The organism is Streptomyces sp. NPDC086989, assembly GCF_044745505.1.
GTDB lineage: Bacteria > Actinomycetota > Actinomycetes > Streptomycetales > Streptomycetaceae > Streptomyces.
The window spans coordinates 309,248-334,306 of sequence record NZ_JBIVAL010000011.1 but is presented as its reverse complement, the minus strand read 5'-3'; the positions used below and the strand labels follow the sequence as shown (position 1 = coordinate 334,306).

General features: G+C 74.0%; 23 protein-coding genes and 1 pseudogene. 11 read left to right on the top strand and 13 right to left on the bottom strand.

Annotation, left to right across the window (positions count from 1 at the left end):
- Positions 1-76 precede the first annotated feature (76 nt).
- Positions 77-1,027, bottom strand: a complete 951-nt coding sequence (locus tag ACIPK4_RS26990) for an AraC family transcriptional regulator (RefSeq protein WP_402316856.1) — start codon at positions 1,025-1,027, stop codon at positions 77-79.
- A gap of 142 nt (positions 1,028-1,169) precedes the next feature.
- Here ACIPK4_RS26990 and ACIPK4_RS26985 point away from each other — a divergent pair, with 142 nt between their 5' ends.
- Positions 1,170-1,886, top strand: coding sequence for an SDR family oxidoreductase (locus ACIPK4_RS26985; protein WP_402316854.1), 717 nt, complete (start codon positions 1,170-1,172; stop codon positions 1,884-1,886).
- Between the two features lie 70 nt (positions 1,887-1,956).
- Here ACIPK4_RS26985 and ACIPK4_RS26980 read toward each other — a convergent pair whose 3' ends face one another.
- The gene (locus ACIPK4_RS26980; protein WP_402316851.1) at positions 1,957-2,364 is read right to left on the bottom strand and encodes a YciI family protein; all 408 of its coding nucleotides are present in this window, start codon (positions 2,362-2,364) and stop codon (positions 1,957-1,959) included.
- A gap of 67 nt (positions 2,365-2,431) precedes the next feature.
- Positions 2,432-3,076, bottom strand: a complete 645-nt coding sequence (locus ACIPK4_RS26975) for a TetR/AcrR family transcriptional regulator (protein ID WP_402316848.1) — start codon at positions 3,074-3,076, stop codon at positions 2,432-2,434.
- 90 nt (positions 3,077-3,166) lie between these two features.
- Between ACIPK4_RS26975 and ACIPK4_RS26970 the strand changes: the two genes are divergently transcribed.
- The gene (locus ACIPK4_RS26970) at positions 3,167-3,607 is read left to right on the top strand and encodes a DUF4345 domain-containing protein (RefSeq protein ID WP_402316846.1); all 441 of its coding nucleotides are present in this window, start codon (positions 3,167-3,169) and stop codon (positions 3,605-3,607) included.
- Here the strand turns inward: ACIPK4_RS26970 and ACIPK4_RS26965 are convergent.
- Positions 3,586-4,041 (bottom strand): NUDIX domain-containing protein, encoded by a 456-nt coding sequence (locus tag ACIPK4_RS26965; protein ID WP_402316843.1) that lies wholly within the window; start codon positions 4,039-4,041, stop codon positions 3,586-3,588. The genes ACIPK4_RS26970 and ACIPK4_RS26965 overlap by 22 nt on opposite strands.
- A 35-nt stretch (positions 4,042-4,076) precedes the next feature.
- Here ACIPK4_RS26965 and ACIPK4_RS26960 point away from each other — a divergent pair, with 35 nt between their 5' ends.
- Both ACIPK4_RS26960 and ACIPK4_RS26955 read left to right on the top strand, forming a co-directional pair.
- Complete coding sequence (locus ACIPK4_RS26960) at positions 4,077-4,475, top strand: hypothetical protein (RefSeq protein WP_402316841.1); 399 nt, start codon at positions 4,077-4,079, stop codon at positions 4,473-4,475.
- 147 nt (positions 4,476-4,622) lie between these two features.
- Positions 4,623-5,768 (top strand): RNA polymerase sigma factor, encoded by a 1,146-nt coding sequence (locus tag ACIPK4_RS26955; RefSeq protein WP_402316838.1) that lies wholly within the window; start codon positions 4,623-4,625, stop codon positions 5,766-5,768.
- 141 nt (positions 5,769-5,909) lie between these two features.
- On the opposite strand, the gene ACIPK4_RS26950 is transcribed toward ACIPK4_RS26955, so the two are convergent.
- The 4 genes from ACIPK4_RS26950 to ACIPK4_RS26935 all read right to left on the bottom strand — a co-directional run bounded on the left by ACIPK4_RS26950 (position 5,910) and on the right by ACIPK4_RS26935 (position 10,373).
- Positions 5,910-6,554, bottom strand: a complete 645-nt coding sequence (locus ACIPK4_RS26950; protein ID WP_054223886.1) for a response regulator transcription factor — start codon at positions 6,552-6,554, stop codon at positions 5,910-5,912.
- Positions 6,518-7,879 carry a sensor domain-containing protein gene (locus tag ACIPK4_RS26945; protein WP_402316834.1) on the bottom strand — a complete coding sequence of 454 codons (1,362 nt, stop codon included), beginning with the start codon at positions 7,877-7,879 and terminating at the stop codon, positions 6,518-6,520. The genes ACIPK4_RS26950 and ACIPK4_RS26945 overlap by 37 nt, the downstream gene beginning before the upstream one ends.
- Positions 7,876-8,727, bottom strand: coding sequence for a CPBP family intramembrane glutamic endopeptidase (locus tag ACIPK4_RS26940; RefSeq protein ID WP_402316831.1), 852 nt, complete (start codon positions 8,725-8,727; stop codon positions 7,876-7,878). The genes ACIPK4_RS26945 and ACIPK4_RS26940 overlap by 4 nt, the downstream gene beginning before the upstream one ends.
- Positions 8,728-8,999: 272 nt before the next feature.
- Positions 9,000-10,373, bottom strand: coding sequence for an MFS transporter (locus ACIPK4_RS26935; RefSeq protein WP_402316828.1), 1,374 nt, complete (start codon positions 10,371-10,373; stop codon positions 9,000-9,002).
- Between the two features lie 244 nt (positions 10,374-10,617).
- Here ACIPK4_RS26935 and ACIPK4_RS26930 point away from each other — a divergent pair, with 244 nt between their 5' ends.
- The 4 genes from ACIPK4_RS26930 (at position 10,618) to ACIPK4_RS26915 (ending at position 15,893) form a co-directional block, all read left to right on the top strand.
- Complete coding sequence (locus ACIPK4_RS26930) at positions 10,618-11,826, top strand: 4-hydroxybenzoate 3-monooxygenase (RefSeq protein ID WP_402316825.1); 1,209 nt, start codon at positions 10,618-10,620, stop codon at positions 11,824-11,826.
- Positions 11,827-11,906: 80 nt separating this feature from the next.
- Complete coding sequence (locus tag ACIPK4_RS26925) at positions 11,907-13,709, top strand: methyltransferase (protein ID WP_402316822.1); 1,803 nt, start codon at positions 11,907-11,909, stop codon at positions 13,707-13,709.
- Positions 13,710-13,809: 100 nt separating this feature from the next.
- Positions 13,810-14,610, top strand: a complete 801-nt coding sequence (locus ACIPK4_RS26920; protein WP_402316819.1) for a MerR family transcriptional regulator — start codon at positions 13,810-13,812, stop codon at positions 14,608-14,610.
- A complete protein-coding gene (locus ACIPK4_RS26915; RefSeq protein WP_402316816.1) occupies positions 14,607-15,893 on the top strand; it encodes a glycosyltransferase in 1,287 nt (428 codons plus the stop codon). The genes ACIPK4_RS26920 and ACIPK4_RS26915 overlap by 4 nt, the downstream gene beginning before the upstream one ends.
- A 42-nt stretch (positions 15,894-15,935) precedes the next feature.
- Here ACIPK4_RS26915 and ACIPK4_RS26910 read toward each other — a convergent pair.
- Positions 15,936-16,144: pseudogene (locus ACIPK4_RS26910) on the bottom strand (TetR family transcriptional regulator); the annotation flags it as partial.
- A 291-nt stretch (positions 16,145-16,435) separates the two neighbouring features.
- Entirely contained in the window at positions 16,436-17,500 is a 1,065-nt protein-coding gene (locus tag ACIPK4_RS26905; protein ID WP_402316813.1) for a saccharopine dehydrogenase family protein, read from the bottom strand.
- A 102-nt stretch (positions 17,501-17,602) separates the two neighbouring features.
- Here ACIPK4_RS26905 and ACIPK4_RS26900 point away from each other — a divergent pair, with 102 nt between their 5' ends.
- On the top strand, positions 17,603-18,568 hold the full coding sequence (locus ACIPK4_RS26900; RefSeq protein WP_402316810.1) for a helix-turn-helix domain-containing protein: 966 nt from the start codon (positions 17,603-17,605) through the stop codon (positions 18,566-18,568).
- A gap of 59 nt (positions 18,569-18,627) precedes the next feature.
- Here ACIPK4_RS26900 and ACIPK4_RS26895 read toward each other — a convergent pair whose 3' ends face one another.
- Positions 18,628-20,058 (bottom strand): FAD-dependent oxidoreductase, encoded by a 1,431-nt coding sequence (locus ACIPK4_RS26895; RefSeq protein WP_402316807.1) that lies wholly within the window; start codon positions 20,056-20,058, stop codon positions 18,628-18,630.
- Positions 20,059-20,181: 123 nt separating this feature from the next.
- Positions 20,182-20,922 carry a class I SAM-dependent methyltransferase gene (locus ACIPK4_RS26890; RefSeq protein WP_402316898.1) on the bottom strand — a complete coding sequence of 247 codons (741 nt, stop codon included), beginning with the start codon at positions 20,920-20,922 and terminating at the stop codon, positions 20,182-20,184.
- 338 nt (positions 20,923-21,260) lie between these two features.
- Here ACIPK4_RS26890 and ACIPK4_RS26885 point away from each other — a divergent pair, with 338 nt between their 5' ends.
- Together ACIPK4_RS26885 and ACIPK4_RS26880 are read left to right on the top strand one after the other, a co-directional pair.
- Positions 21,261-22,364, top strand: a complete 1,104-nt coding sequence (locus ACIPK4_RS26885) for a DUF5954 family protein (RefSeq protein ID WP_402316804.1) — start codon at positions 21,261-21,263, stop codon at positions 22,362-22,364.
- 152 nt (positions 22,365-22,516) lie between these two features.
- Positions 22,517-23,314, top strand: a complete 798-nt coding sequence (locus ACIPK4_RS26880; protein ID WP_402316895.1) for a VOC family protein — start codon at positions 22,517-22,519, stop codon at positions 23,312-23,314.
- A 128-nt stretch (positions 23,315-23,442) separates the two neighbouring features.
- On the opposite strand, the gene rox is transcribed toward ACIPK4_RS26880, so the two are convergent.
- A complete protein-coding gene (gene rox / locus ACIPK4_RS26875; RefSeq protein ID WP_402316801.1) occupies positions 23,443-24,960 on the bottom strand; it encodes a rifampin monooxygenase in 1,518 nt (505 codons plus the stop codon).
- Between the last annotated feature and the right edge of the window lie 99 nt (positions 24,961-25,059).

Here is a 25,059-nt window from a genome sequence, read left to right as displayed (position 1 = left end):
CGTCCGCGTCGGGTACTCCTGTGCGCAGGTCAACGCGACGCCCCTCAGGGAAGGCGTCCCACAGCGGGTCACCGGTTCATTCCGTTAGGAGTTCTAAGTCGTCGCCTGCCGTCATGACCTGCTTGCGGTAGGCCCCCGGCGGCGATCCGAAGTGCCGTTTGAAGGCTTTGGCGAAGGCGAACTCCGACGTGTACCCGGTGTGCTGCGCGATCGTGCTCAGCGGGGCCGGCGACCGGTGCAGCAACCGCGCGGCGGTGGCCATCCGCCAGTTGGTCAGGTAGGTCAACGGCGGCTCGCCGACCACCGAGGCGAAGCGGCGGGCGAACGCCGCGCGGGACAGCCCGGCGCGGGTGCCCAGAGACTCCACGGTCCAGGGATGGCCGGGATCGTCGTGGATCGCCTTCAGGGCCGGGGCGACTGCCGGGTCGGTCAGCGCGGCCGCCCAACCCCGGGTCCGCTCCTTCGGCAGTTCGGCGTACCACGACCGGAGGATGTACAGCAGCAGCAGATCGATGAGCGCCGTGACGACCGCGTCCGAGCCCGGCTGCGGCGCGTGGAACTCGGCGCACAGCTGATCGACCGCCGAGCGCAGCACCGGGTGGCGGCCGGGAACCGCGGGGAGGTGGATGACCTCCGGCAGATCGCTGAACAGCGGATGCGGGCGATCGACGTCGATCGCGTACGCGCCGCACACCAGCACCGTGCGCGGACCTGGTCCGTCCACGGTGACCTGGCCGATCGGCGAGGAACGGTCCACGCGCTCCGGTACGAAGCCCACCGGATCGCGGTCCGGCGCGTCGCACAGGGTGTGTCCGCTGCCGCGCTGCAGGAACACGATGTCGCCGGGTCCGAGCGCGAGCGGTTCGCCGTGCGGTGGCAGCAGGTGGCAGTGCCCTTCCACGACCACGTGGAATCCGGCTCCTGAGATGGGTTGGAACTTCAGGGCCCACGGGGCGTGCGCGTCAGTGCGAGTCACCATCGGGCGTCCCGTCCGCAGGACTTCGAGGGTGTCGCTCAGGATGTCCATAGCGCCACTCTAATGCCTGCATGGCGAGACGATATGACAGTAGATCAAGATTTTGAGCCATTCATCGTCTCGATGCGGAGCCGTACGTTCTTTCCATGGCAGTTGCCGAACCCGGCACTGCACCGACGAAGGAATGGATCCCATGTCTCTGGCCGGCAAGAAGATCGTGATCATCGGTGGAACCTCCGGCATCGGCTTCGCGGTAGCCGAACAGGCCGCGGCGGCCGGCGCGGACGTCGTGGTCGCCTCCAGCAATCAGGACCGCGTGGACGCCGCGACGAAGCGGTTGGGCGGGGCGGCCGAAGGCCGCCGCCTGGACGTCGCCGACGGCGACGCCATCGCCGCGTTCTTCGAGCAAATCGGGGAGTTCGACCACCTCGTCTACACCGCGGGCGAATCTCTGCTGATCAATCCGGTCGTCGACACCACCCCGCAGGAGGCCAGGGCCGTCTTCGAGCGCCGGTTCTGGGGCGCGTTCCTCTCCGCCAAGTACGCTGCACCGCGACTGCGCGACGGCGGCTCGATCACTTTCAGCTCCGGCGTCCTCGCGATCCGCCCGCTGTCCGGAACCGCGCTCACGGCAGGCATCACCGGCGGCATCGAGGCCCTGTCCCGGGCACTCGCCGTCGAACTCGCCCCTCTGCGCGTCAACGTGATCCAGCCCGGTGTGATCCGCACCGAGCTGTGGGACGGGAGCGTCCCGGACCCGGAGGCTTTCCTCCAGGGCATCGGGTCCGGGCTGCTCACGCGGCGTGTCGGCACTGCCGGGGAAGCCGCGGCGGCCTACCTCTTCGTCTTGGCCAACGCCTACGTCACCGGCACCACGCTCGCGGTAGACGGGGGCGCGGCACTGGTGTGACGTGGGCGCCACGCCGCTGGCGATCATGGAACGGACGCCAGGCGGCCGGCCCGTCGGTGAGGGGCGGCCGTCACTCCGTGATCGTGGGCGGCTCGGACATGAAGGGGCGCAGTTCGATCCACTCGCGGATGGGCCGGCCGGCCGCGCCGGGGGCCGCCGACAGCTCGGCCGCGAGCTCCAGGGCCCGCTCGTAGGTGTCCACGTCGATCACCATCCAGCCGGCGATCAGGTCCTTGGTCTCGGCGAACGGGCCGTCGGTGACGGGCGGGCGCCCCTCGCCGTCGTACCGGACGAAGGTGCCTTCCGGAGCGAGTGCCTGGGCGTCGACGAACTCGCCGGTCTGCTCCAGCTTCGCGGCGAATTCGCGCATGTACTGGATGTGCGCCGATACCTCCTGCGGGGTCCAGCGGTCCATGGGGACGTCGTTGCTCGGGGCCGGGGCGCCGCGGTAGTGCTTCAGCAGCAGGTACTTGGCCATGGCAGGTCTCCTCGATCCGGTCCGACGCGCCCATTCTGGCCGCGCTCACCCCTGGGACGGAGCCGACTCACGATCCTCGACATCCCCGCCCGAGATTCTTTTCCGGGACGGGCGGGCCCCCGGGATCCTCGGCGAGCAGCGGGCGCAGAGCGCCGAGGACCGCGCCGACGCAGACGTCGCGCAGCTGGGTGCGGGTGCAGGTTTCGTGGGCGAGCCAGTCGACGCAGAGGACCTGGACGAAGACCAGCCAGCTCTTCAGGACGCCGGACACGGCTTCCCGGGCGCCGCTCTCGTCCGCGAGGGGGAGTACGGCGAGCAGGCGCGTGCGGAGCGCGTCCAGCTCGTTCGTCATGATCGTCTGGATGACGGGATCACCCGCGAGGACCCGGTTCGCCGCGAGGACGGCGTGGCGGTTCGCCACGAAGTAGTCGAGGTGGACCTCGATGCCCTGGACGAGCTGCTCCACCAGGGAGTCGGCCGGGTCGAGCCGCGTCTCGGCGAGCAGTCGGTCCGCGGCCTGCTGGTACACGGCCGCGAAGAGGGCGTGCTTGCTGGAGAAGTGACGGTAGAGCAGGGCTCGGGAGACGCCGGCCTCTTCGGCGACCTCCTCCATCAGAACGTCGTCGTACGGGCGGGCGGCGAAGAGCCGGGCTCCGACGGCGAGGAGCTGGGCGCGGCGGCCGGCAGGGCTCAGTCGTTGGCGGGGAGACACCGACGAAGGCTACTTGACATGTGTCTACTGGCGCATCGACTCTAGTAGACACATGTCAACCAAGCTCCACCGGGACGGCTCGGAGGGATCATGGCAAGGACCCTGCGCACACTCACTCGGTTGATGGGCTGGTCCAGCGTGGCGATCGGCCTGTACCACGTGCTGCTCGGCAACGCGGCGATCCCCGGGGCCGGTTCCGCCGGCACGACGGTCGACAGCTGGGGCCGGTTCATGGGGGCCGTCTTCGTCGGCTACGGGCTGGCGTGGCTGTGGGCCGCGCGACAGCGGCCGGTCCCGGCCCAGGCCGTGCGGTGGCTGGCCGGCGTCTTCCTGCTGGGAGGCGCGGGCCGAATCCTCTCCCTCGCCGTGCACGGCCGGCCGCACTGGTTCCAGCTCGTGCTGGCGGCGATCGAACTCGGCCTGCCCCCGGTCTTCTTCTGGCTGGCCGACACGGACGAGCGGGCGGCCATCGGGCCGGCCACCGGGCCGGCCATCCCGGGGGAAGGGGCTTACAGGGCGAGTTCGAGGTAGGCGGCGCGCTTGGTCTCGCGCGCCGCGAGGGCCTCGCGCCATATGGCGAGGGCGAAGGGCGGGATCATGCTGGGAGGGATGTCTTCGGGCAGGCAGAAACGGATCTCGCCGATCTCCGACTCCTGGAGCGTGATGGCCCGCTGCTGCTCCGGGCTCAGCTGGGGGCCGTCGAAGACGTGGAAGACGTGCGAGCCCTCCGCCCTGGTCACCCAGGCGGTGACCAGGAGGTCCCCGATCTCCAGGTCCAGGCCGATTTCCTCGCGCACCTCACGACGCGCGGCCGCGCTGGGGAGTTCGCCCTCCTCGAGGTGACCGCCGGGCAGGTTCCACCGCTCCTTGTAGACCGGGTTGACGATGAGCACCCTGCCCCGCTCGTCCCTGACGATGACGGCGGCGGATGCAGTGGCCTTCGCGCGGCCGACGGACGTGGTCATGGATGGCTCCTGTCGTGAACACCTGACTCGACGGTGTGTGTATCAGGAATGTACTGGGGGCGGCCGGGCGGAACGGTTCGCACGACCGGGCGCTCCTGACGGTCGTCATCCCGGCACCCCCGACCGACAACCGAGGGGGCAACGATGCGCGTTCACCAGCTGACCTCGCGGCCCTGGCCCTTGCCGCGGGGCTCTCGCTCACGGCCTGCCAGAGCGGCGACGACGGCCGCACGGGCGCGCGGGCACAGGCGCGGGCGCGGGCACAGGCGCGGGCGCGGGCGCGGGCGCGGGCACAGGCGCGGGCGCGGGCGCGGGCGCGGGCCGCGGCTGCCGGTACCGGCCCGGCCCCGAGCGGCAGGGACGACACCGTCTCCCCGGTGAAGGTCGGCCCGATCGGCAACACCGGCCAGGGCTGTGATGTCGAACAGCCGTGACCGGCTCCGTCCCCCGGGGTGAAGGCGTCCACCACAATGGGACGCACGAGCGAGGAGGGACACGATGGCCACGTACCCGCTGCCGGGGCACCACCGCGGAGACCCGGACGCCGCCGAGGGCGTCACCGGCACGCAGTGCCCCCACCAATGAACGAGGCCCTGCTGCGCAGCCTCACCCCGAGCGTGCTCGCCCTCCTCGTCCGCCGCGGAGCCGACTTCGCGGCGGCCGAGGACGCCGTCCAGGACGCCCTCGTCGAGGCGGTCCGCGTCTGGCCCGCCGACCCGCCGCGCGACGCGAAGGGCTGGCTGGTCACCGTCGCCTGGCGCAAGTTCCTCGACCAGGCCCGTGCGGACACCGCACGCCGCCGGCGGGAGGACCTGGTCGACGAGGAGCCGGTGCCCGGGCCCGCGCCCGCGGTGGACGACACGCTCCAGCTCTACTTCCTGTGCGCCCACCCGTCGCTGACGCCGTCGTCCGCGGTCGCGCTCACGCTGCGCGCCGTCGGCGGGCTCACCACCCGCCAGATCGCCCAGGCCTACCTGGTGCCCGAGGCGACCATGGCGCAGCGCATCAGCCGGGCCAAACGCACGCTCTCCGGGGTGCGGTTCGAGCAGCCCGGCGACGTCGTCACCGTGCTGCGCGTCCTCTACCTGGTCTTCAACGAGGGGTACTCCGGCGACGTCGACCTCGCCGCCGAGGCCATCCGGCTCACCCGGCAGCTCGCGGCCCGGGTCGACCACCCCGAGGTGGCGGGGCTGCTCGCCCTCATGCTGCTCCATCACGCCCGGCGCGCCACCCGGACCGCGCCCGACGGCAGCCTCGTACCGCTCGCCGGGCAGGACCGCAGCCGGTGGGACACCGTGTCGATCGCCGAGGGCGTCCGGATCCTGCAGGCGGCCCTCGCGCGTGACCGGCTGGGCGAGTTCCAGGCGCAGGCCGCCGTCGCGGCCCTGCACGCCGACGCACCCACCGCCGAGGAGACCGACTGGGTGCAGATCGTCGAGTGGTACGACGAGTTGTTGCGCCTGACCGACAACCCCGTCGTACGGCTCAACCGCGCGGTGGCCGTCGGCGAGGCCGAGGGACCGCGCGCCGGCCTTACGGCTCTCGCGGCGCTGGACGCCTCGCTTCCCCGTCACACCGCGGTGGCGGCGTACCTCCACGAGCGCGACGGCGACCTGGCGACGGCGGCCCGGCTGTACGCCGAGGCGGCCCACAAGGCGCCCAACCTCGCCGAGCGCGACCACCTGACACGCCAGGCGGCCCGGCTCAACGCCCGCCTGCGCACCTGATCGGCTCACGGTGGAGACGGCGCCGGGACGGCACGGCCTGCGCGCTGCGGCTCCTCGTCGCCGTAGTCCTCGTAGCCGTAGTCGTCGTAGTCGTCGTAGTCGTAGTCGTAGTCGTAGTCGTCGTGGACCGCCGAAGGCGGGTCAGCGTCGCAGGTAGGCGAGGACGGCCAGGACGCGGCGGTTGTCCTCCGTCGAGGGGGCGATGCCGAGCTTGGCGAAGATGCTCGCGGTGTGTTTGGCGACGGCGCTCTCGCTGAAGTGGAGGGTGCCCGCGATGGCGGCGTTCGAGCGGCCCTCCGCCATCAGCTCCAGGACGTCGCGTTCGCGCGGGGTGAGGGCGGATATGGTGCCGCGGGCGTCGCCGCGCGACAGCAGCCGGCCGATCACCTGCGGGTCCAGGACCGTCCCGCCGGCGGCGACGCGGCGTACGGCGTCGATGAACTGGCCGGTGTCGGTGACCCGGTCCTTGAGCAGGTAGCCCACGCCGCCGTCCTCGCTCGCCAGGAGCTCGTTCGCGTAGAGCTGGTCCACGTACTGGGACAGCACCAGGACCGGCAGGCCGGGGTGGTGGCGGCGGGCTTCGAGGGCGGCCTGGAGGCCCTCGTCGGTGAAGCCCGGCGGCAGGCGTACGTCGACGACCGCGACGTCCGGCCGGTGCTCCAGCAGGGCGCGCAGGAGGGAGGGGCCGTTGTCCACGGCGGCGACGACGTCGAAGCCGTGCTCGGTGAGCGTGCGGACCAGGCCGTCCCTCAGCAGGAAGAGGTCTTCGGCAAGGACGACGCGCACGGGATCTCCAGGGCAACTGTGGTCGGACCGCCCTGCGGGCTGTGCAGGACGAGGCTCCCGTCGAAGGTAGCCAACCGTCTCCGGATGCCGAGCAGTCCGGTCCCCCGAGCGGGGTCCGCCCCGCCGCGCCCGTCGTCGGTGACGGTGACGCGCAGCCGCGGGCGGCCGTCGGAGGGGGCGGGGGAAGGGGAGGCGGAGGGGACGTGGGAGGGGGCGCGGGAGGGGGAGCCGGAGGGGGCCCCGGCAGGCGGCCCGTCGTGTACGAGGACGATCTCGACGCGGCCCGCGCCGGAGTGCTTGGCCGCGTTGGCCAGCAGCTCGTTGACGGCGAAGTACGCGGCCGACTCCACCGCGGCCGGCAGCCGCCCGGCCAGCCGGGCCTCGACGCTCACGTCGAGGAAGCTGTCGAGGGCCAGCGAGCGCACGGCGTCGCCGAGTCCGCGGTCCGTGAGGACCGGCGGCTGGATGCCGCGTACCAGGTCGCGCAGGTCCTGCAGGGCCCGCGCGGACAGGTCGCGCACCTCCAGCAGTGCCGCCCGGGCGGCTGCCGGATCGTCCTGGAGCAGCCGCGTCGCGCTGTCGAGGCGCATCCCCAGGGCGACGAGCCGGGCCTGCGCCCCGTCGTGCAGGTCCCGTTCTATGCGCTGGAGTTCGGCCGCCCGGCCGTCCAGGGCGTCGGCCCGGGTCTGCGTCAACCGCTCGATGCGGCGGTGGAGTTCGGTGCTGCGCGGTGGGGCGAGGAGCTGCCGGCCCCAGCGGGCGTGCAGGCGCAGCACGGGCGGGGCGAGCAGCGCGCCCGCGGCCATGAAGGCGACGCCCAGCACCAGCGCCGCGACCATCAGGGCGGTGCTGTGCACGGGGACGAAGGCGTACCAGTTGCCGTCGTCGAGCCGGCGCCACACGAAGGGCTGGACGAGCGCCCCGAACAGCCCGTACACGAACAGGGACGGGGGTGCGGCGACCAGCAGGCCGCCCACGACGGGCTCCAGCCACGCCCAGGTCAGGTCCCGCCAGAACCCGGCGTCGGCCAGGACGGCGCGGGCCCCTGCCGTACCGGAGCCCGGGAGCGGATCCGGCGGCCCGATCCGCACCCCGGACCACTGCGCCGCCCGACGGCGGGCGCGGTCGGCGCAGCGGCGCAGCGCGCCCGCGGCCGGCGGCAGCAGCCGGTGGCCGAGGCCGACCGGCAGCAACAGCAACGCGCCCACGACGCCGCACCCGACGACGCAGACCCACAGGCCCAGGAGCCCGGCGAGGTGGCAACGCCCGACGGCGGCCAGCCGCCGCGCGAGCGCCGTACGGGAGCGGGAGGGTATCGAACTCATGTCTCACGAAGCGTAGTCGGCGCTGGCGCGGACCTGGGCGCGGGCGCCTCCGCTGGGGCCTCTGCCCGGGCCTGCTTCGGGGTCGGTGTGTGGCGTCGGGCCGGTCGTACCAGGGTCACCAGGAGGCAGGACAGCCCGAAGCAGGCCATCGGGAGGACCGCCCCGGACTCCTCGTCCATGAACAGCAGCAGCCCGAGGTTGACCAGGGTGTGGAAGCCGCCGGCGAGCAGCAGCCGGTACCGGCCGCCCGTGCCGTCGAGGGCGAGACCCAGCACCACCGACATGGCCACGGTGGCGAGGAAGAAGCCCGCCGCGTAGGCGGGGGCCTGCGCGAAGACGGGTACGTGCCACGCGCCCCACACCACGCCCACCACGACCGACGAGGCCACCGCCCCCAGCCGGGTCCGCAGGAGCGGCTGGAGGAAGCAGCGCCAGCCGATCTCCTCACCGCACGCCCCCACCAGCTGTGCCACCGCGATCAGGGCGAAGGGGTGGTGCAGGGCTCCCTGAGGCGTGAACCCGACACCCCCGGTCGCCCACCCGTACCCGAGAACCGTGAGCGCGACGATCAGGACGGCCGAGCCGAGGACGGCCAGCACCCGGCGCAGCTCGCGCGCGCCGCCACCTCGCAGCAGCTCGCGGGTCCTGCGCCACCGGTGGAGGGCGACCGCGCCCACCCCCAGGGCCGGCCCGAACTGGGTCAGCTGCACCACCTCGGTGGGGACTCCGGTGCCCGGCTGCACCGCCCCCAGCACCCCCGCCGCCACGAAGGCGACCGCCGTGAAGAGCCCCGCCGCACCCCACGTCTCCGCCGCACCCCACGTCTCCGCCGCGCTCAACGTCCCCACCGCGCCCCGCGTCCCCGCGGCGCCCCGCGTCCCCGCCGCGCCCCGCGCGCCACCGTGCCCGGCTGCTTCCGCGCCGCCCACCGCTGCCATGTCCGACCCGCCCGTCTGCTCTGCTCGTGTTCCCTGCACGGACGACGATGCCGGGCACGGGGCCCGCGGCCACTGCACCTGGCCACCCGGCGGGGGTGTACCCACCTCCACCCCGCCCGGCCCCCACCCCGGCCCGCCCCACCACACTGCGATCCGGCACCCGGCCCGGCCCGTGGTCGCGGTCACCGGACGGGCGGGCGCGCCCTCCCGTGCAGCAGCACGGCGGCGAACAGCAGGGCGGCGCCCAGGACACAGCTCGCGACCATGAATCCCGCCGGGGCGGCCGTGGCGGTGACGATGCCCGCCTCGTCGGCCGCCTCGGCGTTGGCGGCCAGTACGACGGCTCCCGCGGTCGCCAGGCCGACGGCTCCGCCCAGTTGCCGCAGCGTCTGCCGCAGCACCGAGGCGTCGGCCCGCTTGTCCTCGGGGACCGCGCGCATCAGTTCGGCGCTCAGGGCGGGGACCGGCAGGCCCATCCCGAGGCCCGCGAGGACCATGCCGGGGACCTGCCAGACGTACTCGCGCGAAGGCAGGGCGAGCGTCCAGAGCGCCGCGCCGACCGTGGCGGTGGCCAGGCCGAGCAGCACGGGGACCCGGATCGAACCGGAGCGGTCCAGCAGGTGCCCGGAGCTGAAGGTGCCCACCGCCAGGGACGCGACCAGGGGGAGCAGGCAGAGGCCGGTGGCCAGCAGCGGGAGGTGCATGGCCTGCCTCAGGAACAGCGTGCCGTGCACCAGGACGATCAGCTGCGGGGCCTGCACCAGGAACGTGAGCGCCACCGCGACGGCGTACGGTCGGATGCCCAGCAGCCGCAGGTCGAGCAGCGGTTGCCGGGACCTCAGGACGAGCCGCACCGCCAGGGCCAGGGCCAGGACGCCCGTCGCCAGGGCGGTGATCGTCCTGAGGTCGGTGAAGCCCCACGCGCCACCGCACTGGTAGAGCCCGAGGACCAGCACACCCAGGGAGAAGATCACCACGAGTGGCTGGATCGCGGTGAGTGCGCCGCTCTCCGCTTCCTCTCCCCCGGTCAGCCGGGCGCGGGCGATCAGCCAGAGGACCGCCGCGGCGACGGGCACGTTGACGAGGAACACCGAGCGCCAGCCCATGAGTTGGGTGAGCACCGCCCCCACCACGGGGCCCATGACGAAGAAGACCTGGGCCAGACCTGCGTAGAGCGCGAGCGCCCTACCCCGTTCACGCTCCTCGTACACGTCCGTGATCACCGTGGTGGCCACGGGGAGCATCAGCGCGGCGCCCGCGCCCTGGACGGCCCGCATCACGAGCACGAACGGCGCGGCGGCATCTCCGGCCGGGGTGAGGCCGCAGACCCCCGAGGCGACGGCGAAGAGCACGGTCCCGAGCCGGAAGGTGCGCACGAGCCCGAACCGGCGGGCCGTCATGCCGCCGACGGGGGCGAAGGCGGACAGCGACAGCACGTAGACGAGCACCACGCCGTGCATCACGAACGTGGTCAGTCCCAGGCCCGCCGCCATCGGGTCGAGGGCGATCGCGACGACGGTCTGGTCCAGCATCACCATTCCTCCGGCACACGCCATGGAGGCGACGACGAAGCGTCTGCGGGGCGCGGGGACGCCCGTGGGGGCCGGGCGGTGTGGAGGCGAGGGTGGAGGCGACACGTGACTCCCAACGAACGGGGCGCCCGGCCGAAATGGCCTCACGCGGCGGGGCGCGCGGGCATCGTGGCGATCCGACGTGCGGCAGAATCCTTTTCCCTTTGGAGCGGGCATACGGGTGATCTTTGACGATCATCGCCTTGACCAGTCCCTATGATCCTCCGTTGTGACAGAGAGTCAGTACGCCCGGGTCGCCCAGAACTCGGCTGATGTGGTCATCCTCGGCGCCGGTCCGTCCGGACTGGTGCTGGGGAACCTCTTACTCAGGAGCGGGATCGACTGCGTCGTCCTGGAACGCGCCGACCGGGAGCACCTCCGCAACCGGGCGCGCGCCGGATTCCTCGCCGCCCACACGGCGCGCGTCCTCGCCCGCAACGGCCTGGACGAGGGCCTGCGCCGGCGCGGACAGGAACACGGCGTCTGCGAGTTCCGCACCGGCGACGGGCGCTTCCGCCTGGACTACCGTCGGCTGGGCCGCGGCGAGCCGCACACCGTCTACCCCCAGCATGAGCTGGTCGCCGACCTGCTCGGGCAGTACCTCGACGCCGGCGGGCTGATCCACTTCGGCACTGAGGCCACGGCCGTGCTCGACGCCGACGGCCCGAGACCTTCGGTGACGGTGCGTGAGCCGGACGGGCGTCCGGGACGGTGGGGGGCCCGCTACATCGCCGCCTGCGACGGCCGGCACGGCGCGGGCAGGCGCTCGCTCCCGCACGGCGCCGTCCGTCACCACCGCCACCACGGGGTGTCCTGGCTGGGTCTGCTCGCGCAGGCTCCGCCGAGCATGGACGCCGTCGGGTACGCGCTCCACCCGCGCGGCTTCGCCGGGCACATGGCCCGCTCCGCCGGGATCACCCGCTACTACCTGCAGTGCCGTCCCGGACACCGCGGCGACGCGTGGAGCGAGGACCGGATCTGGGACGAACTGGCCCTGCGCATGCGCGCGGACGAGTACGGCCCCCTGCGGCGCGGCCCGATCGTCCAGCGGAGCGTCGTCGACCTCGAATCCGACGTGTGCGAACCGCTGCGGCACGGCGCGCTGTTCCTCGTGGGCGATGCCGCCGCGCTGATCAGCCCCGCCGCCGCCAAGGGAGCGAACCTCGCGGTGCTGGAGGCGGAGGTCCTGGCCCTCGCCCTGACCGGCGCCCTCGTGCACGGCGACGCCGAGCCGCTCGCCCGCTACTCGGAGCGGTGCCTGGCGCACATCTGGCGGGCGCAGGAGTTCTCGCACTGGATGATCCGCCTCCTGCACGGGGCGTCGGATCCCGCGCAGGCCACGCCCTTCCAGGAACGGCTGCGGCGCTCCCGCCTCGCCTCGCTGCGCGATGTGCGCACCACGCAGGACTGGTTCGCCGAGCACTACGTCGGGATCTGACCCGCGGGTGCCCGGCCCGGCGTGGTCCGGTCCGGTCCCCGCGCGCCCAGGGCCCCTCCCTCCTTCGATTCGGACACGCCATGCACTCTGAGGACTGCTCCACCCTGCCCACCACCACGGCGACGCCGCACCTCGTGGACGACGCGGCGCGGCTGAGCGCGACCGCCGCCTTCGTCCGCGAGCAGGACACCTCCCTCGTGTTGTCACGGGTGCTGCCCGGCCTGGACGGCCCCGAGCTGCGTGCCCTGACGGACCGGTGCCGCTTCGCGCACGCCGCCGTGCTCGTCTTCCCGCCCGACGAGCACGCCCTGCGCGCGCAGCTCGCGGCCTGCGGGCTGGCGCCCGATACGGCGGACCAGCCGAGCGTGGTGGTGCGCGACCGCCTCGCCGGACGCCACGGCCGCAACCCCGCGGATCTTGACGTAAGGATTCTCCGTCCCACGGTCCGCGGCCCGTACGGGGAGCACCGTGCGGTCGAGGTGTTCGCGCTGACCGTCCCCGCGGGTTCGGCGTCGGCCGGGATCGCCGCACGGGAACGCCGCACGGACCAGGAGGCGCACCTGGCCTTCGAGGTCGTCCGGCCCGACCAGCTGGTGCTGCGCGGGTTGTTGGCGAGCTTCGCGCGGTACGGCGCCGCACCCGACGGCGGCGGCTACAACCCGCACGAGAACGGGACCGTGTTCTACTTCAGCGCCCCGGCCGGCACCAAGACGGACTACCGGCGGGTCGAGCTGTACGCGGGCGGCGACCACCGCGACGTACTGGCGGAGCACCTCGACCGGCAACCGGGAGGAGCGACGCCCGCGGAATCGCTCCTGCGCCTGCTGACCGGTGCCTGGACCACCCAGGCGCTGGCGGCGTGCGCGGAGCTCCGGCTCCCGGAGGCCATCGGCCGGCGCCCGGGTTCCGGTGTCGCGGAGCTGGCGCGGGAGGTGGGCGCCGACCCGCGCAGCCTGGCGACCCTGCTGCGGTACCTCGCCATGCTGGACGTGGTGTCCGAAGGACCGGGCGGGTACCGCCTCACCGGTGTCGGCGCGCTCCTGGACGCCGAGGCCCCGTGCTCGATGCGGCCCCTGGCCCTGATGTACGGCGGCCCGTTCTACGGTTCGTTCGCCCACCTGACACACACCGTGCGGACCGGGCAGCCCGGCTTCGAGTACCTGCACGGCGAGAACCACTTCGACCACTTCGCCCGCCATCCGGAACTGTCCACGCTGTTCGACCAGTCCATGGCGTCCTCCGCCGCGATGTTCGATTCGCTCCCCGGGCACCCCGTGCTCGTGGCGGCCGCGGTCGCCGCCGCCTCGGGCCGCCCCCGTACCGTCGTCGACATCGCGGGTGGCACCGGGGAACTCCTCGAACGCGTCCTGACCGCCCACCCCGCCCTGCACGGGGTGCTGTTGGAGCGCCCCCAGGTCCTCGCCGCGGCCCGCATCCGCCTCGGCGGCGGCGCCGCCGGGGCACGCTGCGACTACCGGGCGGGCGACTTCACGGACGTCCCCGCGGGCGGAGACGTCTACCTGCTCTCGCGGGTGCTGCACGACTGGGACGACGACCGGTGCCGCAGCATCCTGCGGTACTGCGCCGAGGCGATGTCCCCGCACGCCGACCTCCTGATCGTCGAGCGGCTGCTGCCGGCCGACGCCGCGGCTCCTTCGCTGGCCACCGCCTGGGACCTGCACATGATGTGCAACACCGGCGGGGCGGAGCGCACCGCGGACCACTACGCCCGGCTGCTGGGCGACTGCGGGCTCCGGCTCGTCGGCCACACCCCCCTCCCGCTGGGCGCGCACGCCCTGCACGCCCGCAGGCAGTCCACCGCAGCCACCGCGGACGACGTGACCGACGCGGCCGACGCGACCGACGCGGCCGACGTGACCTGACGGCCCCGTCCGCGGCCGGTGCGGCCCGGAGCGCGCCGGAGTTGACCCTCCCCTTACGTCAGGCTTGAGGCTGTGGACGAACGAAAGGGCAGGTCCGGACATGGGCTATACCGTGGGTCAGGTCTCGGCCTTCGCCGGGGTGACCGTACGCACGCTGCACCACTACGACAAGGCAGGCCTGCTCTCGCCCGGTGAGCGCAGCCGGGCCGGGTACCGCCGCTACGACGACGCCGACCTCGCACGGCTCCAGCAGATCCTCTTCTACCGCGAACTGGGCTTCAGCCTGGAGGAGATCGCCGAGATACTCGCGGACCCGCAAGCCAACGCGCTGGAGCACCTGCGGACCCGGCAACGGCAGCTGTCGGAGGAGATCGGCCGGCTGCAACGGCTCGCCGAGGTGGCCGAGCGGGCGATCGAAGTCCAGCAGACCGGGGTGTCCCTGACACCCGGGGAACGCTTCGACGTCTTCGGTGAGATCTCCTTCGACCTGAGCTACGCCGTCGACGCCCAGCTGAAGTGGCAGGACTCGGAGGGACACCGGGAGGCGATGGCGCGGGCCGGCGCCCACACCAGGGAGGACTGGCGCCGGCTGATGGACGAGGCAGCCACCTGGCGGGCGGAGCTGCTCGCCGTCCACGACGACGGCGAACCCGCCGACGGTCAGCGGGCCATGGACGTCGCCGAGGAGCACCGGCTGCACGTGACCCGCTGGTTCACGCCCTGCCCGCCGCAGATGCACCGGCGGATCGCCGACGACTTCGCCGCCGATCCGCGCGCCTTCGCCCTCGTCGTGCCGCCCTCGCAGCAGCGCCCGGGCCTGGCCGCCTACCTGGCCCGGGCGGTCCACGCCAACGCGTCCCGCCGCCCGCCCGCCGAAGAACCACCGGAGGAAGACCGATGAAGATCCTGATCGCCGCGGCAGGATCGCGCGGTGACGTCGCGCCCTACACAGGACTCGGCGTCGCCCTGCGCGATGCGGGGTACGAGGTCGCACTCGCCGCCACGCAGTCGTTCGCGCCGCTGGCTGAGGAAGCCGGGCTGGAGTTCCGGCCGCTGCCCGCCGACCCCCGCGCGCACGGCGCCGTCCAGGGCGGACGGGAACTGATGCGGGCCGCCGCCGCGTTCCTCACCGATCTCGGCGAGGGCTTCGCGGACACCGTGGCCGAGGGCACGGACCTGCTCCTGCTGTCGACCACCACCGCCCCGCTCGGCTGGCACGTCTCGGAGGCCACCGGGATACCGAGCATGGGCGTGTACCTGACGCCCACGGCCCCGACCGGCGACTTCGCCCCCGTCGTGGCGGGGGCCCGCTCGCTGGGCCGGTTCGGCAACCGGGCCGCCGGGCGGTTCACCCTGCACATGGCCGACCGGGTCTTCGAGCCGGCGGTGGCCCGGCTGCGCGAGCGCCTGGAGCTGCCTGCGCTGACGGCCGCCCGGATGCGCCGGCGGCAGGACGAGGCCGGCTGGCCCGTCCTCCACGGCTTCAGCACGGCGCTGGTGCCGCGCCCGTCCGACTGGGCGGCCCCTCTGACGGTGACGGGCTGCTGGTGGCCGTACGTCGACGCCGCCCGCCGACTGCCCGCGGAGCTGGAGGACTTCCTGGCGGCGGGGCCGCCGCCGGTCCTCGTCGGCTTCGGCAGCATGGCCGCCGGCGAAGGGGAACGTCTGGGCGCCATCGCCGTACGGGCCCTGCGGCGGGCCGGGCTGCGGGGGATCCTCCAGTCGGGCAGCGCCGGGCTCGCCGCCAACGGGGCCGGGGACGGGGCCCGGGCCGGGTCCGGGGACGGGGACGGGGCCGGGGACGACGTACTGACCGTCGGCGACGTGCCGCACGCCCTGCTGTTCCCGCGTCTGGCCGCCGTCGTCCACCACGCCGGAGCGGGCACCACGGCCGCGGCGGTCCGCGCCGGGGTCCCGTCCGTCACCGTGCCGGTGGCCGCGGACCAGCCGTTCTGGGCCGCGCGACTCGCCGCGATCGGTGCGGGGACGGCCCCCATCCCCTTCCGGTCCCTGACGGCCGAAGGCCTCGCCGACGCGCTCACGGCCGCGGTGCGGAACCCGTCGTACGCGCAGGCTGCCGCGGCCGCCGGGCGGCACATGTCCGGGGAGGACGGCGCGGGCACCGTCGTAACGGCCGTACGTCGTCTCGCACCGTCCTCCCCGTTCCCCCGCCGTTCCCGCTAGGCCGCCGGGAGCGACGTCCAGGGACTCGGGCCCGGCGCCCGGTCAGGGGCGTGCGGCGAAAGCGCCGACGCGGGCCGCCGCCGCGGCCGCGGCGGCGCGGCGCGGCGCGGCAGTGCCGGGTCGGGAGCGGCCCGGAGCATCAGCAGCTCGTGGTAGACCGGGGCGGTGGCGGCGACCAGCAGCGCCCGGCTGTCGGCCGGACCGGGCAGCTCGCCCCGGTCGCTCGCCCCGGTGACGACCACCGCGCAGCGGTCGCCGCCCGGCTGGCCCGGGAGCCGATCCCGCGAGCCGCCACCCGCCACCTGCTCACGGCGTTCGGCGTCCGCGTCGGTGCCCGACGGGTCCGCGACGCCGGGGCCTGCCTCGCGCACCTCGGCCCCGGCGAAGCCGCCTCCATCGCCGCGGACCGGGCCCGGCTCATGGGGAGCCTGCAGTTCCCCCTGGTCACCGGGGGCGACGAAGGGGCAGCGGGTGCCCCGCGCCCTGCGGCTCCTCGCCCCGACGTACGAACGCCCGCGAGGCCCTGGGCGCGGGGCCGCCCGCTACGGGCGCAGCTCCACGTCGATGTGCGGGGCCAGCGCGCTGAGGAAGCCGGGCGCTTCGAAGAGTTCACCGGCGGACACGACGCCGGCGGCCCTCAGGGTCCGTCCGGTGAGGATGCGGTCGACCGCTTCCACAGCGAGGGGTGCCGTGACGGCGTAGATGTCCCGGCCGCTCGCCACGGCACGCCGCTCGGTGTCGCCGGATCGCACCACGACGTCGACGAGGAAGGTCTGTGCGGACCGGCCGTGCTCGTCGACCGCGGTGGGGGCCGGCGAGTCAGCGGCCATCACGCCGCCCGCCGCCTCGGCCGTCATGTAGGTGCGCACCTCGGGGATGGACAGGTGGCTGGGGACGGTGACGACGTCGGCCATCGTGAACCCGCCGATGACCTCCCGCGGTCCCACCGGGTCCGGGAAGGGCCACCGGAGGGTGGGCAGTTCGTCGTCGTGGTACTCCAACTGCCCGTTCGTGAATCGGACGCGTCGTCCGCCACGGCGTTCGGCGGAGACCCGACCGGCGGCGCGCGTCCCCTCCGTGGGGTGCCAGCCGTCCAGTCCGTACGCGATGTGCGCCTCGTCCGCCGTCGTCCAGTCGTCCATCGCCGCGGTGACCATCAGGTCGCCGAGGCCCCCGTAGAAGGCCATCGCGGGGACGATCACCGTGCCCGCGTCGCGGGCGCGGTCCGCGAACTGCGCGAAGGTGTCGGCGTTGGCCTCGATCTCCGCCGCCACGTCGACGTACGGGATCCGGGCGCGCAGGGCCGCCTCGATCACGGGGGCGGCCGTCGTGGCGAACGGTCCCGCGCAGTTGACGACGGCCGCCGCCCCGGCCAGTGCGCGGTCGAGCGCGTCCGGGTCGTCGACGGGCGCGGGGCGGACGTCGAGCCCCGGGAACTCGTCCGCGAGTGCCCCGAGCTTGTGCGCGTCCCGCCCCGACAGGACCGGGACGAACCCGCGCTCCCGGAGCCGGGCCACCACGAACCGGCCGGTGTGTCCGTACGCCCCGTACACCGTCACCGTCACCGTCGCCGTCGCCGTCACCGTCACCGTCTGCCCCGTTGCCATGGCCTGTCTCCTGTGCTCGCGCCGGTCAACTGCCCCCATCCTGGTGTGGTTGAACGCTGGACGGTGAGTGTCCGGAACGACGTGCCCCGTACACTTTCGGACATGGGATCTGTCGCGCTGGCCGCCACCGACGGGATGCTCCACTTCGAACTCTCCGTGGCCATGGAGGTCTTCGGCTCCGCGCCGGCCGCGGTGACCGTCCCCTGGTACGACCTCACGGTCTGCGGGACGGACACGGTGCGCTTCGGCCGGTTCCGACTGGAACCCGACCACGGCCTCGACCGCCTGCGCGACGCCGACACCGTCATCGTCGCCGGCTGGGCCGACGTCGACGTGGACCCGCCCGCCGAGCTGGTCGAGGCGGTGCGCGCGGCCCACGACGCGGGCGCCCGCGTGGCCTCGCTGTGCACGGGAGCGTTCGTACTGGCCGCCGCCGGCGTACTGGACGGGCGACGCGCCACCACGCACTGGGCGCACACCGACGCCCTGGCGGCCCGCTACCCGGCGGTGGAGGTCGACCCGGACGTCCTCTACGTGGACAACGGCAGTGTGTTCACCTCCGCAGGCAAGGCCGCGGCGCTGGACCTGTGCCTGCACCTCGTCCGCCTCGACCACGGCTCGTCCGTCGCCAACACCGTCGCCCGCCGCCTGGTCGTACCCCCGCACCGGTCCGGCGGCCAGGCGCAGTTCGTCTCCGCCCCGGTGCCCGCCCAGGACGACCACCCCCTCACGGCCCTGTTCCCCTGGGTCATCGAACGGCTCGACCAGCCGCTGACCGTGGAGGACCTGGCCCGTCAGGCCCGGATGAGCTCGCGCCACCTGAGCCGGCACTTCCGGGCGGCGACCGGCACGACTCCCCTGCAATGGCTGCTGGCCCAGCGGATCCGCCACGCACAGCACCTGCTGGAGCAGACCGACGACAGCATCGACGCCATCGCGGACTCCACCGGCATGGGCACCGCCACGACGCTCCGCCGGCACTTCAACCGCACCCTCGGCGTGCCCCCGGACACGTACCGCCGCACGTTCCGCGCAAAGGCCCGCCGCCCGGTGCCGAAGGTCGTGTGACACCCGCGGACCGGCCCGATCAGGATCAGGCAGGCCGGCCGGCGGCCGCACGGCACGGGTCAGGCCCCGGCCGTGCTCGTGCAGGAAGTCCTCCGAGTCCCGGGGCGTCCGCTCCGTGCCCCCGTCAGGAGTGCCTCCCACTGGTCCCGGGTCGGGCCGTCGTGCCGGGGTGCGAAGTCCGGGCGGGCGGCCAGCCAGGTGGTGACGGCCCGGTCGACCTCCCCGGTGCCGTAGGCGTCGGCGGACGGCCGCACCAGATGGCGTACCTGGGCCCTGGCCCTCATGACGACGGGATCGTCGAAGGCGCAGGCGCCGCGGGCCGCGGCCAGCCGGTCCGGGGGCGCAGAGCCCTCGGTGAGACTCTGCTCGTTGGCCCGGTCGGCCGTGACCTGCGCGTCGAACCACGGGCGCAGGGCCTGTGCCGTCCAGGTGTGGTAGGCCGCCGGGTCCGCGGCGATCTCGTCGGCATGGGCGGCGAGGTGCTGGGCGGCGCGCAGGCCGAGCGCCACGCCGTGGCCCAGGGTGGGGTTGGTGTGGACGAGGCTGTCCCCGGCGTTGACCAGGCCGGTGACGACGGGCCCGGCGTCGTCGGTGAGGGAGGTCCAGCGGTTGTCCAGGCCGGCCATGGCCAGGACGGCCGACTGCGGTTCGGGGGCCAGGTCGAGCCAGGCGGCGGTGGCGGGGAAGAGGCGGGCGGCCGCCTCGAACACGGCGGGATCGGTGAGCGCGCCACGGGTCGGATCCCCCGTCGACAGGACGAGGTGCAGCGCGAAGGTGTCGTTGTCGGACGGGAAGACTCCGGCGAGCGCGAACGGCGCGGACGAGCCGGTCTTCACCCGCCCCGGATCACGCGGGCCGCCGGCGCGCAGGCGGTACCAGCGGCACAGATAGGCGATCCCCGCACGGTGGCTTTCGACGACGGGCGGCCGGCAGCCGGCCGCGGCCAGCCGGCCGGGAACCGGCGAGCGACGACCGGACGCATCGACGACCAGGTCCGCCGCGTACGTCTCCGTGCCCGCCAGCACACCGGTGACCCGTGGGGGGCGGCCCTCCTCGACGGCGAGGCCGCTCACCCGGCAGCCCCGCCGCACCTCGACGGCGGGTTCCCGCCGTACGGCCGCGGTCAGGGCCGCCTCCAGCACGATGCGGCGGGTGCGCAGGGTCACCAGGTCCTCGTCGCCGGGCCGGTGCGGCGGATGCTCACCGAACCAGTCGAAGTCGTGGTACTCCCGGGCTCCTCGCGCCAGCAGGTCCGCGTGGACGTCGGGGGCCTCGGCGCGCAGCACGCTGCGTACGGGCGCGAGGAAGGAATGGGGCTGGACGGCCTGCGGGACCCGGGGCCTGTCCCAGTGGAAGAAGTCCCGGTCGAGATCGTCTCCGGCCTGCCGGCCGTCCTGCTCGAACAACGTGACCGCATGGCCCCGCCGACCGAGCATGAGCGCCGTTCCCAGCCCGCTGATGCCCCCGCCTATCACCGCAACCCGCGCCACTGAGCTCCCCTTCGCGTCGTGTTGCGAAACGAGCCTACTACTTGACGATCTTGGAGTGCGACGCGGTAACTCCGCTTCCGGCCAGCGGAGTTCGGACGGGGCCGAGGCGCGGTCCGGCGGACGTCAGGCGCGGCAGCGCAGCATTTCCAGCGGGGGGTTGGCACGGAAGTCCGCCCAGAAGTCCGCACCGAACGTGCGCACGCCGGCCTCCGACACCGAGATCGGGACCCAGGTCACGTCGCTGAATCCGGCCGCCCGCAGGGAGTCCTCGTACACCTCGCGGCGCGGGCGGTTCGCGACGAACGAGACCGGCGGGTCGAGGAGCGCGGTGGTGCGCACCTCCGGGCCGGTCTCGGCCTGACCGCCGGTCAGCACGCTGCGGAAGCCGTACTTCTCCGGGGTCGGGCCGTCGAAGCGGAAGTCGGGCGACTGGTTCAGCAGGAAGAGCTCGCCGCCGGGCTTCAGGCTGCTGTGCACGCGTCGGCACATCAGCTCGGTGGTGGCGACGTCCGGCGCGTAGTTGAGCAGCTGGACGGCCAGGGCGATGTCGAACTGTCGCTCGAAGGGGCGCAGTTCGGACACGTCGCCCACCTCGTAGCGCACGCCCAGCGGCTCGCGCTCCTCCAGTGCCTGCGCCACGGCGACCATCTCACCGGAGATGTCGACGCCGAGCACCTCCGTGGCGCCGCGCCGCTTGAACTCCCGGCTGTAGAAGCCGGTGCCGGAGGCCAGGTCGAGGACCGACTTGCCGGTCACGTCCCCGACCAGGGCCAGGAAGCCGGGCACCACCGCGTACTGCTCCAGCGGCAGCGCCTTGAAGCCCTCGTACGCCTCGCCGATCCCGTCGTACTGCTGCACGCCCATCGTGTCGTCCTCCCCGTGTGCGGTCATGTTCGCGACCGCGGACCGTCCCCCGTCTCCGGGGCTCGGCGCCGCGGCTCCGACTGGCAGTCTCTCCACACGCCGCCGGGCCGTCGTACTGGCAGAACCCCCAAAGATCCGGGTCCCGTCCCGGCCTCCCGTACGGGCGCACGGGCCGGCGGGCGCGCACGGCACGGGTCGGCCGGCGATCCGTCAGCAGTGGCCCGGCGCCGGCGCCACCCGGGCCCCGGTGCGGCCGCACCCTGTCACACGCGGCCGGTCCGCGGCTGTGGAACGGGCGAATCCGCGACGGGGCGGACCGTGCCCGACAGGGTGGGGCCATGGACCGTGGGGATGTGGGGCGGGCCGGGTCGCGGCCGATGGTGGTGCGGGTGCCCGTGGAGCCGGTGGAGGCCGCCGTGGAAGCCGATGCGGCCGACGCCCCTGCCCGTGCCGGCGATGTGGTCGTGCGCGGCCCGGTGTTCGGGGTGGCGGCGCAGGGATCCGGCGACGGGCCCCGCTGGCGGGTGCTGTCCGCGGTGACCGGCGGCTGCCCGCAGCAGGCCCGCGACAGCCTGAATTCCCTGCTGTGGTTCCGTGCCAAGGACGACGTGCACGACCGGGCGGAGCGGCGCGCCCTGCTGAGCGCGGTCGCCCGCCTGGAGGGCGAGCGGGTCGACGAACTCGCGGTGGCCGGGACCCGGTACCGGATCGTGCGCGCCGAGGAGTACGCCGTCACGGTCCCCGGCGGCGGTATGGAGGGACCGCGCCCGACCGATCCGGAACCGCCCGTCCCGGACTGGTCCCGCGGCGCGGAGGGCCCGGACGTCGACGACGACCTGGTCCTGGACCCCGACGCGCCGGTCACCCCGGCGCAGGCGGTCGAACGGCTGGCGCTGCGCGGCCTGTCCTACGCCGGCGGCCGGTTCCCGCAGGACGTGCGCTCCGACTCGCGGCAGGCATTGGCCGGCCATCCGGACGTCCTGCTGCTGCCGCCGTCGTTCACGGTCGTGGAGCGGTCCGCGGGCGGCTGGACTCCGGTCAACGGGCCGCACGCGAGCGCGCATGCCGCCCGCCGGGCGCTGGACTTCTCCCTGACGTGGATGTGGCCGCGGATGCGCGGCCTGATCGCGTACGACGCCGACCTGCACACCGACGCCCGGACCGCGGCCGCGGCCGCGGCCGGCACGGCCTTCGCCGGACCGCAGGCGGCGGAGCTGACCGAGTACGCCGCGGCCGCCGACCGGCTCCGGGCCGGCGGGCGCGTCAACCGGCTGGAGTTCCACGGCAGCGTGTACGAGATCGCCCGCACCCGGCGCCTGGTGCGCTGGGGCCCCGACGGCCCCGAGGGCCCGCGCCCGTCCGACGTCGACACCCAGGACCCGGCGCGCCTGCACCCCCTGCTCGACGAGGACGGCCGGATCCTGCCCGAGCCCGGCGGCTGATCCGGCGTGCCGTACTCAGCCGCAGCGCGGGCCGGGATTCACCGGCGGCGCGGGCCGTGATTCACCTGTACGGCCCGGTTCGGGGTGCGGGGTCAGGGAAGGGGATGGCCCGTCCGACCCCTTTCCCGCCACGCGGAGGCCCCGTGCCCGACATGAACGGCCCCTACAAGCCCGGCACTCCCTGCTGGATCGACCTGATGGTCCCCGACCAGCAGTCCGCCCTCGACTTCTACTGCGACCTGTTCGGCTGGCAGGGAGAGGTCGGACCGCCGGAGACCGGCGGGTACTCGGTCTGCCAGCTCAAGGGCAAGCCGGTCGCCGGCATCATGAAGGCGTCCAACCCGGACGGCACCGTGCCCGACCCGATGCCGCCGACCGTCTGGACGACGTACCTGGCGACCGACGCGATCGACGCCACCCTCAAGTCGGTCACCGACGCGGGCGGCAGCGTCATGATGGGCCCGATGGACGTGATGGACCTCGGGCGGATGGCCCTCATCACCGACCCGACCGGCGCGACCGTCGGCCTCTGGCAGGCCGGCAGCTTCGACGGCGCGGGCATCGTCAACGAACACGGTGCGCTGATCTGGAGCGAGCTGAGCACCGGTGACACCCGCGCCGCCGCCGAGTTCTACTCGGCCGTCCTCCCGATCAGCACCGCCGCGTCGCAGATGCCGGGTGCCGAGGGGTACACCGAGTTCAAGGTCGGGGGCCGGGCGGTCGGCGGGATGATGGACCTGTCCGCGCTGCCGGCCGGAGTGCCGCCCCACTGGCTGCCGTACTTCCACGTGGACGACGTGGACAGCGTCCAGGCCGCCGCGGTGCGGGCCGGCGCCGACGTCATGGCTCCGGCCTTCGACATGCCGGCGGGCCGGATGGCCGTCCTGTCGGACCCGCAGGGCGGCACGTTCGCGGTGATCACGGCCTCGGCACCCGAACAGCCCGCCTAGCCTGCGCGACGCGCCCCGGCATGCTGCCCGGCGACTCGGCCCATGCCCGCGCCCGTGCCCGCGCCGCCGGGCGACGGGCGACCGGCCCCGTGCGGGCCTCCCGGCCCGGGAGGCCCGCAGTGGTGCGGTCAGGCCGTGGCGGGGCCGAACCACACGGGGAGGTGGGCGTGGAGGTCCTGCTGGTCCTCGCCGACCCAGGCGACGTGACCGTCCGGGCGCAGGAGCACCGCGGGCACGTCGAGCTCCTCGCTGACGTCGACGACGTGGTCGACCCGGTCCGCCCAGCCGGCCACCGAGAGGCGGCCGGTCTGGTCGAGGAGCAGGCCGCGGCCCGCGTGCGTCAGGTCGTACAGGCGGCCCCGCTTCAGCTGGAGGTCCCGCAGCCGCCGGCCGAGGAGCTCGTGGCCCGCGCCGAAGTCGTAGCGGACCGCGATCGCGGTGATCTTCTCGATGAGGTACCGGTTCACCTCCTCGAACTCCACCAGTTCCGCCATCAGCCGGCGCACCGCCTGCGCGCCCGGCTCGGACGACATCAGCTGGATCTGCGCGCGGGTGTTGTCCAGTACGTCGGCCGCCACCGGGTGCCGTTCGGCGTGGTAACTGTCCAGCAGGCCTGCCGGTGCCCAGCCGGCGACCTCCGCGGCCAGCTTCCAGCCCAGGTTGAACGCGTCCTGGAGACCGAGGTTGAGGCCCTGGCCGCCGGTCGGCGGGTGGATGTGCGCCGCGTCGCCGGCCAGCAGCACCCGGCCGACGCGGTACTGCTCGGCCTGGCGGGTCGCGTCGCCGAAGCGGGAGAGCCAGCGCGGCGAGTGCGCGCCGAAGTCGGTGCCGCCGTACGCCCGCAGCTGCTGCTTGAACTCCTCCAGGGTCGGCGCGGCCGCGCGGTCCTCGGCCACCCCCTCGGCGGGCACGACGACCCGGTACTCGCCGTCCTCCATGGGCATGGCGCCGAACCGCAGCTGCGTCTTGCGCACTTCGGCCGTCACGTCGGCCAGCGTCTGCGGGTCCACGTCCAGCTTCATCACGCCCAACAGCGTCTCGACGCGGGAGGGCTCGCCGGGGAAGGCGACGCCGAGCAGCTTGCGCACCGTGCTGCGGCCGCCGTCGCAGCCGACGGCGTAGCGCGAGCGCAGCCGCGTACCGTCGGCCAGCTCGACGCTCACCCCGCGGTCGTCCTGGGCCAGCCCGACCACCTCGCAGCCGCGCCGGATCTCGACGCCGGCCTCGACGGCGTGCTCGGTCAGCAGCCGCTCGGTGGTGGTCTGCGGGATGTGGAGGACGTACGAATGCGCCGTGTCCATCCGCTCCGGCCAGGACTTGGCGAGACCGGCGAAGAAGCCGCCGACCATGTACTGCTTGCCGAGTGCGAGGAACCGGTCCAGCAGACCGCGCTGGGCCATGACCTCGATGCTGCGCGCGTGCAGCCCCTGGGCGCGGGACTGCTGGGTCGGCTCCGTCTCCTTCTCCAGTACGAGCACCCGCACGCCGTGCAGGCGCAGCTCGCAGGCCAGCATCAGGCCGGTCGGCCCGCCACCGGCCACGATCACGTCCGCGTCCAGGTCCGCGGCCAGGTCTGTGTCCGGGTCCGCGGCCAGGTGTGTGTCCGGGTCTGTGTGCTGGTTCACGGTCGTATCTGCTTCGGTCATGAATACCCCCATTGAGCGCGTTGCCCTTCGACCGGCCGCTGCGCGCCTGCGACCGGCCCGGCCCGTACGCCGTCGAACGCGTACGTACTTCGCGAATCC

Excerpts from the sequence above, each read along its gene's own strand:
- ACIPK4_RS26980 (WP_402316851.1), bottom strand. The coding sequence starts at position 2,364 with ATGGCCAAGTACCTGCTGCTGAAGCACTACCGCGGCGCCCCGGCCCCG.
- ACIPK4_RS26905 (WP_402316813.1), bottom strand. The coding sequence starts at position 17,500 with ATGGCAACGGGGCAGACGGTGACGGTGACGGCGACGGCGACGGTGACG.
- ACIPK4_RS26955 (WP_402316838.1), top strand. The coding sequence starts at position 4,623 with ATGAACGAGGCCCTGCTGCGCAGCCTCACCCCGAGCGTGCTCGCCCTC.
- ACIPK4_RS26920 (WP_402316819.1), top strand. The coding sequence starts at position 13,810 with ATGGGCTATACCGTGGGTCAGGTCTCGGCCTTCGCCGGGGTGACCGTA.
- ACIPK4_RS26965 (WP_402316843.1), bottom strand. The coding sequence starts at position 4,041 with ATGACCACGTCCGTCGGCCGCGCGAAGGCCACTGCATCCGCCGCCGTC.
- ACIPK4_RS26885 (WP_402316804.1), top strand. The coding sequence starts at position 21,261 with ATGGACCGTGGGGATGTGGGGCGGGCCGGGTCGCGGCCGATGGTGGTG.
- rox (WP_402316801.1), bottom strand. The coding sequence starts at position 24,960 with ATGACCGAAGCAGATACGACCGTGAACCAGCACACAGACCCGGACACA.
- ACIPK4_RS26900 (WP_402316810.1), top strand. The coding sequence starts at position 17,603 with ATGGGATCTGTCGCGCTGGCCGCCACCGACGGGATGCTCCACTTCGAA.
- ACIPK4_RS26880 (WP_402316895.1), top strand. The coding sequence starts at position 22,517 with ATGAACGGCCCCTACAAGCCCGGCACTCCCTGCTGGATCGACCTGATG.
- ACIPK4_RS26890 (WP_402316898.1), bottom strand. The coding sequence starts at position 20,922 with ATGGGCGTGCAGCAGTACGACGGGATCGGCGAGGCGTACGAGGGCTTC.
- ACIPK4_RS26935 (WP_402316828.1), bottom strand. The coding sequence starts at position 10,373 with ATGGCGTGTGCCGGAGGAATGGTGATGCTGGACCAGACCGTCGTCGCG.
- ACIPK4_RS26945 (WP_402316834.1), bottom strand. The coding sequence starts at position 7,879 with ATGAGTTCGATACCCTCCCGCTCCCGTACGGCGCTCGCGCGGCGGCTG.
- ACIPK4_RS26970 (WP_402316846.1), top strand. The coding sequence starts at position 3,167 with ATGGCAAGGACCCTGCGCACACTCACTCGGTTGATGGGCTGGTCCAGC.
- ACIPK4_RS26985 (WP_402316854.1), top strand. The coding sequence starts at position 1,170 with ATGTCTCTGGCCGGCAAGAAGATCGTGATCATCGGTGGAACCTCCGGC.
- ACIPK4_RS26990 (WP_402316856.1), bottom strand. The coding sequence starts at position 1,027 with ATGGACATCCTGAGCGACACCCTCGAAGTCCTGCGGACGGGACGCCCG.
- ACIPK4_RS26925 (WP_402316822.1), top strand. The coding sequence starts at position 11,907 with ATGCACTCTGAGGACTGCTCCACCCTGCCCACCACCACGGCGACGCCG.
- ACIPK4_RS26915 (WP_402316816.1), top strand. The coding sequence starts at position 14,607 with ATGAAGATCCTGATCGCCGCGGCAGGATCGCGCGGTGACGTCGCGCCC.